15 protein-coding genes and 1 other annotated feature are annotated in these 19,506 nt (G+C 36.8%); of the genes, 10 read left to right on the forward strand and 5 right to left on the reverse strand.

The window, feature by feature from the left end:
* The first annotated feature begins 6 nt into the window (after positions 1-6).
* The 5 genes from I6L24_RS07545 to I6L24_RS07565 all read left to right on the forward strand — a co-directional run bounded on the left by I6L24_RS07545 (position 7) and on the right by I6L24_RS07565 (position 5,563).
* A complete protein-coding gene (locus tag I6L24_RS07545) occupies positions 7-1,677 on the forward strand; it encodes a DUF262 domain-containing protein (protein WP_216985864.1) in 1,671 nt (556 codons plus the stop codon).
* An 82-nt stretch (positions 1,678-1,759) separates the two neighbouring features.
* Entirely contained in the window at positions 1,760-2,143 is a 384-nt protein-coding gene (gene tnpA, locus I6L24_RS07550) for an IS66-like element accessory protein TnpA (protein WP_005094709.1), read from the forward strand.
* Positions 2,140-2,475, forward strand: coding sequence for an IS66 family insertion sequence element accessory protein TnpB (tnpB, locus tag I6L24_RS07555; protein ID WP_000618091.1), 336 nt, complete (start codon positions 2,140-2,142; stop codon positions 2,473-2,475). Before tnpA ends, tnpB begins: the two co-directional genes overlap by 4 nt.
* 74 nt (positions 2,476-2,549) lie before the next feature.
* Positions 2,550-4,133 carry an IS66-like element ISAba25 family transposase gene (locus I6L24_RS07560; RefSeq protein ID WP_216985865.1) on the forward strand — a complete coding sequence of 528 codons (1,584 nt, stop codon included), beginning with the start codon at positions 2,550-2,552 and terminating at the stop codon, positions 4,131-4,133.
* A gap of 56 nt (positions 4,134-4,189) precedes the next feature.
* The gene (locus tag I6L24_RS07565) at positions 4,190-5,563 is read left to right on the forward strand and encodes a DEAD/DEAH box helicase family protein (RefSeq protein ID WP_228733302.1); all 1,374 of its coding nucleotides are present in this window, start codon (positions 4,190-4,192) and stop codon (positions 5,561-5,563) included.
* Position 5,564: 1 nt separating this feature from the next.
* Here I6L24_RS07565 and I6L24_RS07570 read toward each other — a convergent pair.
* A protein-coding gene (locus tag I6L24_RS07570; protein WP_148335363.1) for an IS3 family transposase occupies positions 5,565-6,784 on the reverse strand; the annotation gives its coding sequence in 2 pieces (ribosomal slippage) (positions 5,565-6,508 and positions 6,508-6,784; 1,221 coding nt in all).
* Positions 6,393-6,509, reverse strand: a sequence feature (AL1L pseudoknot). (Overlaps the previous gene by 117 nt.)
* 232 nt (positions 6,785-7,016) lie before the next feature.
* Here I6L24_RS07570 and I6L24_RS07575 point away from each other — a divergent pair.
* From I6L24_RS07575 to I6L24_RS07595, 5 genes are all read left to right on the forward strand, one after another.
* On the forward strand, positions 7,017-8,543 hold the full coding sequence (locus I6L24_RS07575) for a restriction endonuclease (RefSeq protein ID WP_228733303.1): 1,527 nt from the start codon (positions 7,017-7,019) through the stop codon (positions 8,541-8,543).
* A gap of 251 nt (positions 8,544-8,794) precedes the next feature.
* On the forward strand, positions 8,795-10,423 hold the full coding sequence (locus I6L24_RS07580; protein WP_216985866.1) for a PspC domain-containing protein: 1,629 nt from the start codon (positions 8,795-8,797) through the stop codon (positions 10,421-10,423).
* 29 nt (positions 10,424-10,452) lie between these two features.
* On the forward strand, positions 10,453-11,403 hold the full coding sequence (locus I6L24_RS07585; RefSeq protein ID WP_010700367.1) for a hypothetical protein: 951 nt from the start codon (positions 10,453-10,455) through the stop codon (positions 11,401-11,403).
* 12 nt (positions 11,404-11,415) lie between these two features.
* Positions 11,416-13,935, forward strand: a complete 2,520-nt coding sequence (locus tag I6L24_RS07590) for an Hsp70 family protein (RefSeq protein WP_216985867.1) — start codon at positions 11,416-11,418, stop codon at positions 13,933-13,935.
* A 7-nt stretch (positions 13,936-13,942) separates the two neighbouring features.
* Positions 13,943-15,655 (forward strand): AAA family ATPase, encoded by a 1,713-nt coding sequence (locus I6L24_RS07595; protein WP_005027412.1) that lies wholly within the window; start codon positions 13,943-13,945, stop codon positions 15,653-15,655.
* 51 nt (positions 15,656-15,706) lie between these two features.
* On the opposite strand, the gene I6L24_RS07600 is transcribed toward I6L24_RS07595, so the two are convergent.
* From I6L24_RS07600 to I6L24_RS07615, 4 genes are all read right to left on the reverse strand, one after another.
* Complete coding sequence (locus I6L24_RS07600; protein ID WP_005027410.1) at positions 15,707-16,054, reverse strand: hypothetical protein; 348 nt, start codon at positions 16,052-16,054, stop codon at positions 15,707-15,709.
* Positions 16,055-16,220: 166 nt separating this feature from the next.
* Positions 16,221-17,648, reverse strand: a complete 1,428-nt coding sequence (locus I6L24_RS07605; protein WP_216985868.1) for a hypothetical protein — start codon at positions 17,646-17,648, stop codon at positions 16,221-16,223.
* A 26-nt stretch (positions 17,649-17,674) separates the two neighbouring features.
* On the reverse strand, positions 17,675-18,529 hold the full coding sequence (locus I6L24_RS07610) for a hypothetical protein (protein ID WP_005027406.1): 855 nt from the start codon (positions 18,527-18,529) through the stop codon (positions 17,675-17,677).
* Between the two features lie 232 nt (positions 18,530-18,761).
* On the reverse strand, positions 18,762-19,493 hold the full coding sequence (locus I6L24_RS07615; protein WP_005027404.1) for a Fic family protein: 732 nt from the start codon (positions 19,491-19,493) through the stop codon (positions 18,762-18,764).
* Positions 19,494-19,506: the final 13 nt, after the last annotated feature.

Here is a 19,506-nt window from a genome sequence, read left to right on the forward strand (position 1 = left end):
GACACCATGAGTAAAAAAATTAGTGGTGCAGAGTACCCACTAGCGAAAATCTTTAGTTCGGACTTTCAGTATGTCATTCCATCTTACCAACGTCCCTATACGTGGGAAGAACAGCATGCTTCAGTACTTTTTGATGATCTCTATAACTTCTTCCAAACTGAAAAAGAAGATGAGTACTTCCTTGGTAGTATTGTTTTAATCAAACAAGAAGGAAAACCTTATGCTGAAGTCATTGATGGTCAGCAACGTTTAACCACACTTACAATACTATTTGCGGTGTTTGCTGCTTTAGATCAAGGTGGGATCAATAGTCAGCTTTATAAATATATTTTTGAACCTGGTAATGAATTTGAAGGGATCAATCCACAGCCTCGTTTAACCTTACGTGAGCGAGATAAAGATTACTTTAAAAAATATGTTCAAGAGTTAAATTTTGAAGCGCTCTTCAAACTTGATAATGAACAATTAGAAAATGAAGCCAAGTTACATATTAAGCAAAATAGTAAAGTGCTGTATGACAAAGTAAAAACGACTTTTGATCATGATGCACAAAGCCTAAAAGAGTTTATTAAGTTTCTTGTTCAAAGATGTTTTATTGTTGCTGTAACCACGCCAAGCCAGAATACAGCTTTTCGAGTGTTCTCAGTAATGAATAGTCGTGGCTTAGATTTACAGCCAACGGATATTATTAAAGCTGATGTGATTGGTGCATTGAGCGCAGAAACTGACAGAGAAGTTTATAGTAAAAAATGGGAAGACCTTGAAGAAAGTATTGGTCGAGAGGATTTTAATAATCTATTTAGCCATATACGTATGATTTTTTCTAAAGAAAAAGCAAAACGTAATCTTTTAGAAGAGTTTAAAGGCTATGTCTTATCGATTATTACTGATCCAAAGGTTTTCGTAGATCAAATATTAGATCCTTATGTCGATGCGTATGACATTGTAAAAACGAGTTCATACACTGCAACAGCTAATGCTGAAAAGATCAATAATCATTTGAAGTGGCTGAACCGAATTGATAATTCAGATTGGGTACCAGCCGCAATTCAGTTCGTGATTCAAAATAAAAGTGATTCAGAATATATGTTGTGGTTCTTCGAGAAGTTAGAGCGACTTGCTGCTTATATGCATATCTGTGGGCTAAATATTAATGAGCGAATTGAGCGCTATAAATTAGTTTTACTTGCATTAGAACAAGAGCATTCTTTAGCTGCACCTGTAAGTACGGTTGAATTGAGCAATGATGAAAAGATTCAAATGTTGAATGTACTTCAGAGTGATATTTATAGCCTAACAGCTCGCCGTCGTAATCACATTATTTTGAGATTAGATTCGTTCTTATCTGATGGTGCAGCAACCTATGATTCATCCATCTTAACCATTGAGCATGTCCTTCCTCAAACAGTGCATGAGGGAAGTGAATGGTCAAACTTATGGCCAGATGAAGATGTGAGAAAAGCATGGACGCATAAATTAGCGAATTTGGTTCCTCTGAATAAGCGTCGTAATTCGAAAGCTCAAAATTATGATTTTGATAAGAAAAAGACAGCTTATTTTGCAGGTACTAAGGCAGTATCATCTTATGTCTTAACGACTCAAGTACTCAATGAGCCCCAATGGACGCCGGACGTCATTCTAAAAAGACAAGATGCTCTGCTTAACGTATTTAAGTAAGCGTCCGCTGAACACACCTTATGAATTCGTCCTATAAGCCTTAATTTAGTCCCCACTTAAAAACAAGTGGGGACTAAAATTTATGACTACAAATCACCAGACATCCATCGCATCTCTTGCGAAAAAACGAAGAACATACAGTGCTGAATTTAAACAGCAGATCGTTCAGGCTTGTAAAGCACCGGACGTTTCAATTGCTTCGGTCGCTTTGCAACATGGATTGAATACAAATCTCGTATCCAAATGGATTCGCTTAATTGATGCTAAGCCAGGGAATGATCGCTCACCACTACCGAATAAACCTGCATTTATTGCCTTATCCTGCTCTGCACCATTAGATCCTACTCCTACTGACATGTTAACGGTTCAAATTACTTTACCCCACTCAAAAGCAGAAATTGGCTTGAAATGGCAAGTATCAAAAATATCTGCTTTAGCAGAATTACTCAAGGCACTGGCAACATGATCCGTATCGATGAAATCTGGTTGTCTACCCAGCCCATGGACATGCGAGCAGGAATGGATACGACCATGGCTCAGGTGGTGAGAGCCTTTGGCTACATCAAACCGCATTGTGCTTACCTGTTCTGTAATAAACGTGGCCATCGCATGAAAGTACTGGTGCATGATGGACTGGGGATCTGGCTGTGTGCCCGGCGGCTGGAACAGGGCAAATTTCACTGGGCTCAAGTTCACCAAGGTGAAACCGTGGCCCTCAGCCCGGAACAGTTACAGGCACTGATCCAAGGTTTGCCCTGGCAGCGCATTGGACGACAGCAGGTGGTGACGATGCTTTAAACCAGGCTCGACCATTCTGCTATTCTCCAAACGTTCTATTTCATTCTTCTCATGACCTCAGGCATACTGCGGTCATGAATACGCTGCCTGACTTAAGCCAACTGACCCATGAACAACTGCTGGAATTCACCAGGCAGTTGGCGCTGCAGCATCAGTCTCTAGCACAATCAAACCAACAATTGGATGCCAAAGTTCAACATCTTTCTATTCTCAATCAAAAATACGAGCATGAACTGGCGCTGTTTAAAAAGCACAAATTCGCCCAAAAGAATGAACACTTAACGGCAAAACAAATCCATCTGTGGGATGAAGCGGTTGAAGAAGATATTGCCGCGGTTGATCTAGAACTGGAACGGCTAAATGCAGATAAAACCAATGCAGCGACACAGAAAGCCAAAACCAATAAACCTAAACGTCGACCACTGCCAGATCATCTACACACCATCCGTATTGAGCATGAACCTGCATCAACCCAATGTGCTTGTGGCTGCCAACTCCGTCGTATCGGCGAAGATGTCAGTGAAAAACTGCATTTCAGACCGGCACAGTTCTATAAGGAACAGCATGTGCGTGGTAAATGGGTCTGTGATCAGTGTGACACTCTAACTCAGCAAGCGATGCCCGCCTATGTGATTGATAAAGGCATTGCTTCACCTGAATTGCTCAGCCATGTGCTGGTATCGAAGTATGCCGATCATTTGCCGCTGTACCGTCAGCGCCTGATCTATCAGCGGGCTGGCATTGATCTGTCCAGATCCACTTTATCTGACTGGATAGGTCGCTGCGGTGTAGAACTGGAACCTCTGGCCAATGCCTTAAAAGAGGTGGTGCTGCAACAGCGGGTGCTGCATGCAGATGAAACACCGGTCACCATCATGCGGATGGGTGAGAATAATAAAAAACCGAAGAAAGGTTATGTCTGGGCCTATGCCACCACACAGTATAATCCAGTTCAGGCGGTGATCTATGACTTTCAGGATAGTCGTTCAGGCCAGCATGCTGAAGAGTTCTTGAAAGGCTGGCAGGGCAATCTAGTCTGTGATGATTACAGTGGTTATAAAGCACGCTTTAAATCAGGCCAGGTCATTGAGGTGGGCTGCATGGCCCATGCACGTCGTAAATTCCATGAACTGCATGTGACCGGGAAAAGTCAGGTCGCTGAACAGGCCTTAGTGCTGATTCAGAAACTGTATGCGATAGAAGCAGAACTCAGGAAAAAGACCGATGGTACAGCGGAAGACCGCCGCGAATACCGACAACAGCATAGTCAACCAGTGATGCAACAACTATATGAATGGCTCAACCAACATCAACTGACGGTACCATCGAGTTCTCCAACCGCCAAGGCGATCAATTACACTCTGAAGCGTTGGCCAGCCTTAAGCCGCTATCTGGATGATGGCAATTTACCTATAGATAATAATTGGGTTGAGAATCAGATGCGCCCCTGGGCGTTGGGACGTAAGAACTGGCTGTTTGCTGGCTCGCTGCGCAGCGGCCAACGAGCTGCCAATATCATGACTTTAATCCAGTCAGCAAAGCTGAATGGCTTGGATCCGTATGCCTATTTAAGTGATGTGCTGAAAAGGCTGCCGACACATAAAGTGACCCAGATTGAAGAGTTACTGCCACACTGCTGGAAACCTAAATCGAATTAAAAATTGGTATGGGATTCAGCGGACGCTTACGTATTTAAAGAAAATTGGGGGCTATAATGGCGACGATGAAATTACAGTTTGAAGATAATCTAGATTATCAACGTGCAGCAATTGATGCGGTAGTGAACTTATTTAAAGGACAGGAAATTACACGTAGTGAATTCTCTGTGACTTACCGTAATAATGATGATGTGAACTTAGCATTATTTGAAGATACTCAGCTCGGTATCGGGAACAGAAAACTTTTATTAGATGAAGAGATTGGGGGCAATCTTAAAAGCATTCAACTTAAAAATGGACTCAAACCTGTTGAAAGTCTAGCGAGTAATGATTTTACCGTAGAGATGGAAACGGGTACAGGAAAGACTTACGTTTATTTACGTACCATATTTGAGCTGAATAAAGAATATGGTTTTACCAAATTTATCATTGTTGTGCCTTCGATCGCCATCAAAGAAGGTGTCTATAAAACCTTACAAATTACACAAGAACATTTTGAAGGTTTATATCCTAAATCCAAAGGGTATGAATATTTCCTCTACGATTCAAACAAACCAGGTCAAGTAAGAAACTTTGCCACGAGTTCTAATATTCAAATCATGGTCACCACAGTTGGTGCAATCAACAAAAAAGACATTAACAACTTATATAAGCCAAGCGAAGATTTCAATGATGAAAAGCCAATTGATTTTATTCAGGCAACTCATCCAATCATTATCGTTGATGAGCCACAAAGTGTGGATGGTGGCTTAAACGGTGCTGGTAAAAAAGCATTAGATGCAATGAATCCGCTATGTACTTTACGTTATTCAGCGACACATGTTGATAAGTTTAATATGGTGTATCGTCTGGATGCTGTAGATGCCTATGAAAAAGGCTTGGTGAAGCAGATTGAAGTAGCATCTTTAGAAGTTGATAGTGGCTATAACAAACCTTACATAAAACTTATATCTACTCATAATAAAAATGGCTCAATTTCTGCGAAAGTTGAACTTGATATTCAAAGTGGTAAAAATATAAAACGTCAAGTATTAACAGTTGAGGATGGAGAACCTTTAGAAGATGCGACCAATCGTACAATCTATGCAAATATGCAAATTGGTACGATTACATGTGGTAAATATGAATCGATAGAAGTTAAAGGCGCAGGTTACGACCGTGTTTTGACACCTGGTGAAAATATCGGTGGCTTAGATCCCGATGATCAGAAACGCTTAATGATTCGTCGTACCATCCAAGAGCATTTTGAAAAGGAATTGCGCTTTGCTGCGAATGGTCAAAAGATTAAAGTCTTGAGTTTATTTTTTATTGATAGTGTAGAGCATTATCGTCAATACGATGAAAGCGGTAACATTGTTAAAGGCAAATATGCCTTGATGTTTGAGGAAGAATTGAACCGTACCGGGTTTGTCGGAGACTTTTTTATTTAAGTTAGGCCACCTGACCTAACGGATTAATTTTATCATAGTACATTGCTTCAAAATCAAAAGGTGGCACATAACCTAGTGCACTATGTACACGCTCTTTATTGAACCAATCTACCCAATTTAATGTCGCAAGTTGTACATCCGCTAAACCTTGCCAATCTGCTTTTAAATATTCAATCACCTCTGTTTTGTATAAGCCATTCACTGTTTCAGCCAAAGCATTATCGTATGAATCACCGGTCGTACCGACTGATGCTCGTAAATTTGCTGCTTCTAAACGATTGGTATAACGAATGGAAAGATATTGCACACCTCTGTCACTATGATGAATCACGTTCTTTGGCATGCCTCGATCATGCAATGCTTGCTCCAGTGCATCGAGCACCATGTCTGTATTCATCCGTGTTGATACTTTCCATCCAACAATTGCTCGCGAGAACACATCAATAATAAAGGCGGTATAGACCCAGCCTGAATTTGTTTGAATATACGTAAAGTCAGCGACCCACAGCTGGTCAGGGTGATCAGCACTAAAATTGCGTTTCACCAAGTCATCTGCTCGTTTTTGATCATCTCGGCTATGGGTAGTTTGTTTATTCTTACCTCGCCAAACACCTTGTATACCTAGCTTTTGCATCAATCGAGCAACTGTACAGCGTGCAATAATATAGCCTTCACGTTTCAGTTTTTGCCAAACTTTACGTACACCATATCGACCTGAACTTTCCTTCCAAATTCGTTTAATTTGTTCAGCATGATGCAAGTCATGTAGATCTCGCTTTGCTCGATGTTCTGGGTTTTCGCAGAGATCTAGAGTCCGGTAATAGGTTGAGGGTGCGATCGGTAAAATTCTACAAATCGCCTCGACTCCGTACAGCTCTTTATTATTATGGATAAAATCCACCATTATTTGTGTGGGCGGTCGAGCTCCGCCTGGGCGAAAAAAGCGGCTGCTTTACGTAGAATCTCATTGGCGCGTTGCAGTTCTTTATTTTCGCGTTCGAGTTGTTTGATACGTTCTTGGTCTGAAAGCTGCTGTACTTTAACTGGATTTAGTTTATCTAAATATTTTTGATACCAAACACGTAGTGTTTCAGGAGTACAACCTATCTTGGGAGCAATAGCGGTGATCGCAGCCCAATTCGATGGATAATCTTTTTCGGATTCAATCAATAATTGAACCGCTCTTTCTCTGATTTCAGGGGTATATTTTAATTTTGTCATCGGGATAGTCTCTCAGAATATTGACTCTCCGACAAACCCGGTACGGTTCAAATATCAAAAACTTGCTAAGTCACCGAAGTTCAATAGTCTATTTAATGAAATTGATGTAAGTACGGATGCAAGTAAAGTACACAATGGATATTTCTCAATCGATAAAAAAGGAAAATCAGTTAATACTGCTGAAAATAATCAGGCTGGAAGAGAAGATTCGGAACGTGCCTATAATTTGATTATGAGGGAAAAAGAAGAATTACTAAGCTTTGGCAATAAGCTTAAGTTTATCTTCTCACACTCTGCGCTAAAAGAAGGTTGGGATAATCCTAACGTTTTCCAAATCTGTACGTTAAGAGATATGGGAACTGAACGTGAACGTAGACAAACGATTGGTCGTGGCTTAAGACTATGTGTAGATCAAAGTGGAACTCGAATTAGAGGCCGTGATTATGGTCTGAATACACTGACAGTCATCGCAACAGAAAGTTATGAGCAATTTGCAGAAAATCTACAACGTGAAATTGAAGCTGATACTGGCATCCGTTTTGGAATTGTAGAAACACATCAATTTGCTACGATTCAAACTGTCAATACAGAAGGTGAAGTTGTACTACTTGGCATTGAAGACTCTGAAGCGATTTGGGATTTCCTGAAAGATTCCAAATTTATTGATGGCAAAGGGAAAATTCAAGACTCGTTAAGAACGCATTTGAAAGACGATGCTTTCAAATTAAATGATGGAATACTTGAGAACTTTAAAACCAATTATGGAGATCTACAATCTAAGGAGATTGAGGCAAGCGTTACCAAGTTACTTAAAAAACTTGCTGGTCGTTTAGATGTTAAAAATGCAGATGAACGTACTACTATTGCGACGAGAAAAGCAATGCTAGAATCAGAAGAATTTAAAGAACTTTGGGATCGAATTAAATTTAAAACAACTTATCGAGTTGATTTTGATAACGAAAAATTAATTAAAGACTGTGCGGAAGCAATCTTAGCTTGTCCACCTATCACTAAGACAAGGGCTCAATTTAGAAAAGCAGAGTTAGAGATCAGTAAGGGTGGAGTTCAAGCAAATGAGACATCAAAATCTGGCTTTACAACGGTTCATGAAACCAATATCGATCTACCTGATATCTTAACTGATTTGCAGGACAGAACCCAGCTCACTCGTAAAAGTATTGTTCGTATCTTAAAAGAGAGCAAACGTCTAGGAGACTTCAAGCGAAATCCACAGCAGTTCATGGATTATTGCGCTGAAGCCATTATTAGATCGAAACGTTTGGCACTAGTCGATGGTATCAAATATACGAAGGTGGGTAATGAACATTATTACGCACAAGAGTTATTTGAGCAGACAGAATTGAGCGGATATCTTAAAGATATGGTTGAATCACAAAGGTCTGTGTATACACATGTGATCTATGACTCAGTAGGAGTGGAACGAAACTTTGCACTTGATCTAGAAAATAATGAAAAGATCAATGTATATGCAAAATTACCTTCTTGGTTCAAGGTACCAACACCGTTAGGAACTTATAACCCTGACTGGGCAATTGTTGTTGAGGATGAAGGAGAAGAAAAACTTTTCTTCGTTGTAGAGACAAAATCGAGTACTTGGTGGGATGATCTACGTCATCATGAAGGGGCTAAGATCAAGTGTGGTGAACAGCATTTTACTGCATTAGCAGCAGATATACATAAACCTGCTCACTACATAAAGGCTAAAGATGTAGATGGTTTCATGGCTTATATAGATTAAATATCAAAAAAGAGAGTGGTATTACCACTCTCTTTTTTTTTGGGGTAAGTTTCGGGTAATTCAGAGATATGGGGAAAGCTAAGCATTCATACGTGAAATACTTTTTTGTGAGTTCAACTGCCACCATCGCTACAGATATTTCTACTTTAAGTTTTAAATTAACTTAAAGTAGAAATATCCATTAATAAATTGTTGTTTTTATGTAGAAATGTGATTAAATTACAAAAAATTAAATATTAGTAGAGGGTAGCTTGCAGTTCGTAATTAATAATCCTTACCGTATTTTGGGGCTTACTGCAAATGCTTCATCAAGAGAAGTAGCAAAAAGAGTAGCTGATTTAGAAACATTTGCTGAGTTTGGTAAGCCAAAAAAATATTCCCTTGATCTAACTGAAATAGCACCTCTTACAAGAACAGTAGATACGATTCAGCAAGCTGCGAAAGATATAGAAAATGATACTGACAAATTGGTATACGCTTTCTTCTGGTTTGCAAAAGTTGATAGTGTTGATGAATTAGCAATTGAATGTATTGAAAACAATCAAGTTCAAAAAGCTTTCGAAATATGGGATCAGCAAATTAGTAAAAATGAAAATGATGCTAAATTTTCATGGCGACTTAATCGAGCTGTTATTTCATTATTTTGGTGCCAAGGTTCAAATTTTGATACTGACAATTTTGAATCAGCGTTGAAAGATTTAGGATATTTAACAGATGACCATTTTCAGGATGTTCAAGGATTTATATTTGGGGAAAGTAATTTAAAAATTGATATAGAACAAATAAATAAAAAAATTATAGATGAGATTCTTAAATTCATAAGTAATTTAGAAGAGCAACCTTATGGTGCATATGGTATTGGCCTATTACATGAGTTTTGGACATTTTCAACAAGTGCACAAGACTATGTACAGACAAAGTTATTTGCACTTTGTATTAATCAGATAGAAACTGCGATCCAAAAGAGTCAGCAGTTGAGGGATACTGAAAATTCAAGTTCTATAAATCAATATAATGGTTTGAAAGAAGTTGAAGACCTGATTTATGAAATAGATGAATTTTCGGAAAATTATAAAATACAAAATATTCTTAATGAGTATGTAGAAGAGGTTAGAAAGTGTTCCCTATATGCAAATAATAAGCTAGATAATCGTGATTTAGCCTATGATTTAATTACATGGGCAGAACAATTACCATCTTATGGACAGGTTGCTGAAGAGGTAAAGGTAAATAAAGAACAACTAATAGATTTAATTGAAAATGATAAATTTTCAAAAAACTACTCATCTATCGCTGAGTATATGGAAAGAGACATTAATTCAATCGAAGATGCTAGAAAAATTTTAAATATCTTTAAACAAGAATTAAAACAGATAGATATACATGATGACATGTATTACAAAGTATCTTCTTATTGTGTGACGAAAATTTTGAACTTTTTAATTGATGAATTTAATGATGCACATAATAGATTGGAAAACCACCAAGATATAGCATATTTCCTGAGTGTGGCTAAGCCTGTATGTAGCTTAATGGAAATAATGAGAACGTTCGAACTTGTGCCTGAGGTGGAGGATCGAGTTGAACGGAATTATAAAAATATTAAAGAACAGATTGAAGAGTTTGAAAATATTATTAATAAATTCGTGAAAACCCAAAATAATCATCAATATGAACCATCATCCTATCAAGAGCCTGGGTTTTATAAGTCAGATAAAGATATTGTATTTAGTGGGGCACTAGGTGGTTTAGCTGAACTTTGGGGATGGAATGCTGGTTTTCTAAGAATTTTGTTTGTTGTAGTTAGCGTATTTACATCTATTTGGCCAGGTGTAATTGCATATATCGTACTTAATATGATCATGCCTAAAAGAAATTAAGGTTTGAGTATTTAAAAATGAAGAATTCAATGAAAAGAATAGCTGTACTTATAGTATTGGGTGGGATGTTAGGGCATGCTTCAGCAGCATCTAATGAGCAAATTCCACAGGATATACGTGTTAAATTTGGCGAGCTTGAAAATTTAAACAAGCAGGCATTAGAACAAATTAATCAGATAAAAGCAGAGAGTCTTAAACAGCAAAAAGCATTAATTTCAAAAATTACTGAGCAGGATGAACAACACCAGCTGCAAATTAAAACTCTGAATGATGATTTAAAAATTCTAGAAACTAAGTTGCAGGATAGTATAAAAGCACATACACAAACTGTTGAAGAATTAAATCAACTTAATAAATCAACGGCTGAAACTACTGCCACGATCAATGACAGTATTGCTACTCGAACAATCATTGTACTGATCGGGTTACTTTTAGCATTAGGTTTGATTGCCACAAGTTACTTATTACTCAGAAAAAAACAAGCGAAATCGACCGAGGATTTGTCATCTCAAGTGAAACTTGCATTGGATAATGTGCGTCAGACTGAAGAAAATATTGTGAAGTCTGATATTCAACTTGCTGACCGCTTACATGAAGTTTTAATTCAGCTTAAAGAACAAGCCAAAGTTACACCTGTGGTTCAACAGAATAGCGAACTGGATCATAGTCTACCTCTAAAATTGGCTGACGAAATTCATCGTATGCGTAAACGTCTTGCAGCATTGCCTGAAGATACTAAAGGGTTGAAGCCACTCAGTAAGTCATTAGAACGGTTAGAAGATGAGTTATCTGAACAAGGCTATGAAATTATTGACCACACAGGTATGGAATTTAGTGAGAATTTATCAATCCAATCACGTTTCATACCAAGTGATGAGTTAGAACAAGGACAAAGTATTATCTCTAAAGTTGTTACACCACAAGTGAATTTTAATGGGGTAATGATTCGTATGGCAGATGTAGAAGTTAGTGTAGGTTAAGGAACTATAAAAATGCGTCAAAAAATTGATTACGGTATTGATTTAGGAACGACAAATTCAGCAATTGCTCGTATGGAGGATGGTGAAGCATTAATATATAAAAGTGATGATAATCAGATGGATACTACTTCATCTATCGTTGCATTCAATAAAAAACAAACCCTTTTTGTAGGATTGAGTGCAAAAAATGCTTTAGATAAAGAAGCGACTTCTAATTTCAAAAATCGTAAGCAAGTAGATCCAAATGGTTACCAAGAATTTAAAAGAACCATGGGGACAGACCACGAATATAATTTTTCAAATATGCAACGGTCTTATACTTCCGAGGAATTGTCTGCTGAGGTCTTGAAAAAACTGAAAGGTTATATTCGTGATGAGGATATAAATTCTGCAGTAATTACTGTACCTGCAATGTTTAGGCAGAGTCAGTTAGATGCAACACAACGTGCAGCTGAGTTGGCTGGTCTAAAATATTGTGAGTTATTACAAGAGCCAATTGCAGCTTCAATTGCTTATGGAATGAAAGTTAATAATACTAATGGGTATTGGTTGGTCTTCGACTTCGGTGGAGGAACCTTTGATGCGGCATTAATGCATGTTGACGAAGGCATTATGAAAGTCGTGGATACTGAAGGAGATAACCATCTTGGCGGTAAAAATTTAGATAATGCAATTGTCGATCAGTTATTAATTCCAGAATTAGAAAAACAATGTGAATTAAGTGATACGCTTGAAAATGAAAGTACTAAAAAACTCCTTCAAGAAGCATTAAAAAAATATGCGGAACAAACTAAAATTTCATTATCTTCTAAAGAAAAAATAAAATGTGATATTGATGATTTAGGTGATGATGATGATGGGGAAGAAATTTTAGCTGACTTTGTAATTAGCTTAGAGCAGTATGAAAAAGTGGTTAGTCCAATTTTTCAACGTGCCATTGATATTGTTAAAGATGTATTAAAACGTAATAATTTAAGTGGCCGTGATCTAGAGTCACTCATCCTTGTTGGAGGCCCAACCTTCCAACAGACTTTGCGTCGAATGTTAAAAGAGCAAATTACAGAAAAGGTTGATACAAGTATTGACCCGATGACAGCAGTGGCAAAAGGTGCTGCATTATTTGCCTCTACAAAAGATATTCCAAGAGATCTACAAAAACGTGATAGTTCAAAAGCACAATTAAGCCTGAAATATCCGGAAACCACTGTAGAAACGCATGAAAATTTAGGTATTCGCATTAATCGTGATCAGTCTACAGCTAATTTACCGGATACGTTTACTTTAGAAATTATTCGTGGTGATAGTGGTTGGTCTTCTGGGAAAGTGATCGTTGAAGGTGATGTAGAAATTATAGAACTCATGTTAAATGAGGGTAAGACCAACCAATTTAACATTAAATTATCTGGACCTGATGGTTCAAATATACCGTGTGAACCAAGTTCAATTACCATCATTCAAGGGATGAAAATTGCTAATGCAACTCTACCTTATAGTGTTGGGATTGAAGTCTATGACACAGTGGATAACAAACAGGGTGTTTATCCACTTGCAGGATTAGAAAAAAATAAAACGTTACCTGCTAAGGGTAAAGGTTCTTTCAAGACCATGAAAGATATTCGACCTGGTGTTAAGGAAGATCAACTTTTGATACCAATTTATGAATTGAGTCGAGGGAATGCAGGATCTAGAGCAATTTTAAATACATTCTTCGGTAAATTTGCTATCACGGGTCAAGATATTTCAGGTTTTCTTCCTGCGGGTAGTGAGGTGGAAGTAACCTTAAATATTGATGCTTCACGCCGAGGAAAATTATCGGTTTACCTTCCGTCATTAGATGAAAGTTTTGATATTGTGATTGAGCCGACAATTGAAAAAGACGTGAAGAAAGAAGAATTACAGAAAGAGATTGTTCAGGCAAAAGCAACAGCACAACGCCTTGCAAATGAAGGTAACAGTGTTGCAGAGAAACAGCTCGAACAGTTAGATGAAGTAGAACAAGTTCTGAATTATCGTGGTCATGAACGCTCAAGTAAGGAAGAAGTGAAAGCTAAACTTCAAGAGTCTTTGATTGAGTTAGATAAGCAAGAAGAAGCTGGCGAGTGGCCAAAAGTAAAGCAAGAGCTTCAAGATACGCTTAATGACCTAATCATGCAAAATAAGCGTTACGGTAATACTCAGACGAATCGTCTTGTTGAAGAGTCTGAAGAGCATGTCCGTAAAGTGATGGCTGCCAAAGATATTCAATCTGCAAAGAAGTTAGAGGGTCAATTGTCTTCTATGGCATTTGAGCTACAAGGACAAGATATTAGTTTCTGGGTAGGTGCTATCTATTATCTCGATGAAAGTTTTGATGAAATTAAATGGACAAACCGTACAGAAGCATATCGTGGTGTACAAAACCTCAAACAATTGCTTAATATGAATCCTAATAAAGATCGTCTTGAGCAGGCTGTCTGGGAAGTTGTGCAATTGATGAGCCCTGAAAGTAAAGCAGCTATGCAAAATGTTAATAATGACCTATTGAGACGTTAAGAAGAAAATGAAACGAGTCGGTACATTTCCTAAAAAATCTGTAATCCAAGACCAATATCAAGTTCAGATTTACTTAGGTGAACATGATTGTTGTGAAGTGTATCGAGTCGTGGATTTAAACTCTCATGAGCTTAAGCTGATGAAAGTTATTCAAAATAATTTTCTAGCCAATATTGATATTGATTTATTAAAAGAAAATTTGTATCAAGCATCTTTGTTCGTACATCCAAATTTGATGATACAGTCTGAATTAAAAAACTTTATAAGTGATGGGGTTAAGTATTATTACTTTTTAAATGATTATCTTAAAGGCGAATCACTTGAAAATTTAGCAGAGCGAAAATTAAAACTCACAGTTACGGAAAGTTTAGATATTTTATTACCGATTTTAGAGGCATTGGAATATTTGGGCCATCACAAGAAGATTCACAAATTCATAGATCCGAGTTATATATACTTGGATTACAGCTCAGAAAAAAAACAAAGTTTTTTATGTTTGGTTAAAGTAAATCAATTTTTTGATGGTTCAAAGAAAAGTATAGCTTTAGCATATCAATCCAGTGCCAATAATATTAAAGAATGTGATGCAGAAGGTGATCTTTTTGCATGGATGGTCGTTTTATACAAGTGTATTACTGGTGTGCATCCTTGGAATTATGATATTGACTGGGAAGAGCAAACAGCTAATATTATAAAAAAACGGATAGTGATACATCGTATGAGTTATCCATCTACGCCTTTATCTTTTTATAAAAAAATATATGAAAAAGCGGATGATATATTTGGTTGTATTTTAGATGGCGACCAAATAAAAGCAAAACTAAGTATAAATGCTCTTAAATCCAATTTGCTGACAGTATTTGATTCATCTTGGAACGATTGGGACTCCAAAGCACATAAGAATCTTACATTAGAAAAGAATTCGAAAAAATCTAATGAAAATAATACATCTAGAAAAGGCTTAGAAAAAGTTGCAGGTATGAGTGACCTGAAAAAACAATTGGATGTGGATGTTATACAATCGCTAAGGCAAATTGAAAAATATCAAAAATATGGTATTGAGCCATTAAATGGGATACTGTTATATGGTCCACCTGGTTGTGGTAAGACATTTATTGCGAGATGTTTAGCTGAAGAAATAGGTTATTCATATTTTGAAATAAAACCTTCAGATTTAGCTAGTGTTTATATACACGGAACTCAAGAAAAAATTGCAAAATTATTCAAGGAAGCTGAACAGGAAAAACCTTCATTAATTTTTATTGATGAGATAGATGCTGTGTTACCAAATAGGAATGAGGGTAATTTGAATCACCATCATCTAAGTGAGGTCAATGAATTTTTAGCGCAAATTTCAAATTGTAATGAGAAAGGAATTATTATTATTGGAGCAACAAATCGACCTAAAGCGATAGACTCAGCAATGTTAAGAACAGGTCGATTAGAAAAACATATTTATATAGGTTTCCCGGACTTTAATGCTCGTCTAGATATGCTAAAACAGTATATCGAAAATAGACCATTTTCTGAGGATTTAGATCTTTTTAATGTAGCTATTTTAACGGTTGGTTACACTTCTAGTGATCTTAAATATATAGTAAATGAGACTGCTAAAATGGCATTGAAAAAAGATAGCAAAATTACGGATGAATTTTTTAAAGAGGTTATTGAAAAGTATAAACCATCTGTAAAAAATGATGATAGTTTCAGTCAGTTTTAAGAACAAATAATGGATAGTTTATAATAACAAACTATCCATTATTACTAAAAATTATTTTAATAGCCCATCAATACTTTCTCTAAGTCGATCAACACTGCGACCTTCTTCGAGACTGATTTTTTCACGTAGTCTTGTGAGAGCCCGTTTCGCATCTTCATCATTTCTTAATAGTTCACGAGCTTTGTATTGATTTTGGTTGTTCAAGGCGGCTAAAGCCAAAGCTCGGTTACTTGCATTACTGCGTTCTGACGTATTATTTTGCTTATAGAAATCAATAAGTCTACTTTCTGATGCGCGCTCCATTTTTTCCCATTGTTCAAGTTGCTTTTTTGTTACAGCATCAGTCATCGCTTTTCCTGCAGCCTTACCTGCACTTACTAAAGCATCAAAAAACCCCATAATTACTCCTAATTTTGTAGTTAATAAAATTTTATTTTTTAATAAAATTATTCACTTAATTTAACTTTAGATACCATTTTAATCAAGCAATTTGATTGAAAATTATTTATTAAACTCTGGGTTTTTATTTGCTTTAGTTCATTTACTTTACAGATGTCCAATTGTTTTAGTCAAACAAAAAACTTCGTAAATCATCTTCATTTTTCAATATCTTAGATTCCTCTACTCCATGAGCACGAGCCAATATAATACTGGACTCTATAATTGAAATATTAGTATTTAAGTCAAATGCTTTACTTCTTAAATCAGCAATTTTTTCAAATTCAGTATTAATTTTATTTATGACATTTATATAAACTTCATCAACCTTAGCTAAAAAAAGTTGCATGGAAGCTTCCATCTTCTGTGCTAGCTTCTTATCTTCGCCTAATAAAATTTCACATACAAACTTTCCTGCGATTGAACCAATGACGGCACCTAAGACCGGTATAGGGATGAATGTTTGTCCTGCTAGCGCAGCAAGACCAACACCTGCACTATCAGCACAAACAAAAATTGAATTCATTTGAAATTCTTCAAAAGTTAACTTCCCTTGGTAAAAGTCATGTACTAATGAGCTTACCCCTTTTGATGCACTAACAAATGCACCAGCTAGGGGAGCAGCTAACCCCGCACAATTAGTTAAACCATAAACTGCAGCACCAGTCACACCCGCTAATGCAGATGCTTTAGCTGTGTCTAATCCAACTTCTTTCCAATCTTCTTTAGTCAGCTCACCCTTAAATAAATTTTTTCCTTCATTTTTATATTTAAGATATAAAGAGGAACTTAGGGCAATAGCACCACCGACAGCTGCAGCAGTTCCAGCTGCTTTTAGCCCTTCTGTTAAGTTGGCTTGATGTTTATCGTGAATAATATCCTTCAATTTTTCATTTTGTTGTTCGAGGTCAGCACTATGCTTATTTAATGTTTCATGCACTTGACCTTGTTGAACTTCAGCATAATCAGATACTCCAGGACGAACCACCTCATTAAATGGCTGTCCAGACTTGGTTTGGATTTCTTCAATTTTTGCTTGAATAGAATTGATTGTCTTTTGACTTAAACCTTCAATAGATTCACCGCGATGAATTTTAGAAATCAATTCATAGTGATCTTTTGGAATATGATAATAAGATCTGTCACGACCGAAGTTTTCATATTTGTCCATATGCTTGAGTACATGTTCAAGATTATTGCCCAAACCGTTAATAAATTTTGATTGAACCTGAATTCCATCAATCAAATAATCTTCGGGCGCAGTGCGTCCCACCCCCTCAAAGGTCGCTCTAACAGTATCACCTGCAAGAGCATCTCTTGCATTGCGAATACCAACTTCAACATGTTCGGCAATTTCTCCATGTTTAGTAAGATCGCTACCTAAAATATTTTTAGGTGTGCCAATAAATTCTCGGACTTGATCAACATGCTTCATTGAATTAATTAAACATTGATCCTGCAGATTAAGTTGAGTAATTTTATCTTGTAGTCGAGCAACATTAATGCCATCGACTATGGCACTAGAAATCTGGTCTTGTACTGAAGTTGTTTGCATTAATATTGCCTGATGATTTAATTAAATTAGAGTTCAACTTTCTTTTTCATAAGTAAACATAAGCTCTCTACATGATTTTTCAGTGAAATCATAAGTGCCTTCTGACCACTATCCAGTTGACTATAATCAAGTGTGATAAGTGTTGAATCTAATGTACTTAATTGGGATTGCATCCCCACAATATGCTTTTGGGTCTCTTCCGCAAGTTTTTCTATTTCTAAAGATGCTGCTCTAAACTGTCTATTTAGAACTTCGATTTCCTTTCTTTTTTCATCAGCTTCTTTAGCGATTTTCTCATTTCTACTGCGTGCAAAAAGTGCACTTCCGACTAATGCCGTACCGCCAATTGCCCAGCCTACTGGTCCTGCAAGTGCTAATAAGGCATTGCCTGCAACCATACCACCACCACCTGCAGCAAGAGCACCTCCACCTAACCAAGCTAAGGCAGCATTAGTAGCTGCTGCCCCTCCTAAAGCAGAAATAGCGGTACCTGTAGATGCTGTCCCAAAAGTAGTAGCAATTGCCATAGCTGCGGTTGGGGCGAAAGCTACAACACCAGCCCCAGCAGCTACTCCAGCTCCAGCAGTACCGCCAGCCTGTATATCAATTTGACGTGCGTTTTCCTTAATCTTATCGAGAATATCGTTAAAAACTTTAAATTCAGCTTTATATTCACTGAATGTTTTATCAAACTCTTTAGGTTTATTGGCGATACCACTAAAAAGTGCTTCGATTCTAGTAATAATGTTATGACCATCATTTTTACGAAGATTCATTAATTTTTCAGACTGTAATCCTACTTTTTGTCCTAGGTGTTCATAAGCGCTTTTTGTGGCTTCAAATTGAGCAATAGCATTTTTTTTTAAATCGCCATTTAACATTTTTCCCTCTTACATATTTATGTATTTTGTGTGTAATGTATCATGTATGTTATTATTTTTAGTAAAAATGTAATCTGATATTTTTGAATAATTTTTCAATATTCACATTTCGAGTTGTTGACAATAAGTTTATGAATTACAAGGTTAATTAAAATTCATTAGGGGTAAAGTGAATACTTTACCCCTATATTTGATATTGTTGTATAAGATACATTACAAGCTAATTTTTATTTTAAAGATTTAAAACAACTTGATACGGTTTAAACCCTTCTAGTACAGCAGCGGAGACTAATTGTATAAACGCTTCGGTCTTCCCATATGCCATCCACTGATCCAAAGCCTCATAGTAAGCCAAACGATTTTCTACTGTAATCACACAAGGCGGATAGCCTGCTTTTAATAGTTCAAGATTCATCAAAAGACGTGACGTGAGACCATTGCCGTCAATGAATGGATGAATGCCAACAAAATCAGCATGTACTTTGGCTGCACGTTCAATTGGATGTAGCTTATGTGCTTCACTATTATACCAGTCTACTAATTGAGCCATCTTGTCATTTAATAACGTGTAATCAGGCGGGGTAGACGTAGCACCTGATATCAGGACATTTTGCTGACGATAACGTCCAGCATTATCATCATCAATATTCTTTAAGATAAGCTGATGGATATTACGAATTTGCCATTCAGAAAAAGGCTCCTCTTTCCGAATGATATCTTCAACATAGTAAATTGCATTTCTATGGTTGATCGCTTCGAAGTGTTCTCTTAATGCTTTTCCACCAACAGTAATACCTTCGAGTACTACTTTTGTTTCTAGCAGGGTGAGGGTATTACCTTCAATTGCATTGGAATGATAGGTCCAGCGGATAATAAGATCTTCTTGTAAATTTTTGACAATTGAGGGAGAGAGAGGGCGATGTTGATCTAATTTTTTCTTTAAATCATCAATAGTTTCAAACATAACCTTATCCCTG

Source organism: Acinetobacter lwoffii, assembly GCF_019048525.1.
Lineage (GTDB): Bacteria > Pseudomonadota > Gammaproteobacteria > Pseudomonadales > Moraxellaceae > Acinetobacter > Acinetobacter lwoffii_K.

Coding starts and splice junctions, on each gene's coding strand:
- I6L24_RS07600 (WP_005027410.1), bottom strand. CDS start 16,054: ATGGGGTTTTTTGATGCTTTAGTAAGTGCAGGTAAGGCTGCAGGAAAA.
- tnpB (WP_000618091.1), top strand. CDS start 2,140: ATGATCCGTATCGATGAAATCTGGTTGTCTACCCAGCCCATGGACATG.
- I6L24_RS07595 (WP_005027412.1), top strand. CDS start 13,943: ATGAAACGAGTCGGTACATTTCCTAAAAAATCTGTAATCCAAGACCAA.
- I6L24_RS07615 (WP_005027404.1), bottom strand. CDS start 19,493: ATGTTTGAAACTATTGATGATTTAAAGAAAAAATTAGATCAACATCGC.
- I6L24_RS07565 (WP_228733302.1), top strand. CDS start 4,190: ATGGCGACGATGAAATTACAGTTTGAAGATAATCTAGATTATCAACGT.
- I6L24_RS07575 (WP_228733303.1), top strand. CDS start 7,017: ATGAGGGAAAAAGAAGAATTACTAAGCTTTGGCAATAAGCTTAAGTTT.
- I6L24_RS07605 (WP_216985868.1), bottom strand. CDS start 17,648: ATGCAAACAACTTCAGTACAAGACCAGATTTCTAGTGCCATAGTCGAT.
- I6L24_RS07610 (WP_005027406.1), bottom strand. CDS start 18,529: ATGTTAAATGGCGATTTAAAAAAAAATGCTATTGCTCAATTTGAAGCC.
- I6L24_RS07585 (WP_010700367.1), top strand. CDS start 10,453: ATGAAAAGAATAGCTGTACTTATAGTATTGGGTGGGATGTTAGGGCAT.
- I6L24_RS07590 (WP_216985867.1), top strand. CDS start 11,416: ATGCGTCAAAAAATTGATTACGGTATTGATTTAGGAACGACAAATTCA.
- I6L24_RS07545 (WP_216985864.1), top strand. CDS start 7: ATGAGTAAAAAAATTAGTGGTGCAGAGTACCCACTAGCGAAAATCTTT.
- I6L24_RS07560 (WP_216985865.1), top strand. CDS start 2,550: ATGAATACGCTGCCTGACTTAAGCCAACTGACCCATGAACAACTGCTG.
- tnpA (WP_005094709.1), top strand. CDS start 1,760: ATGACTACAAATCACCAGACATCCATCGCATCTCTTGCGAAAAAACGA.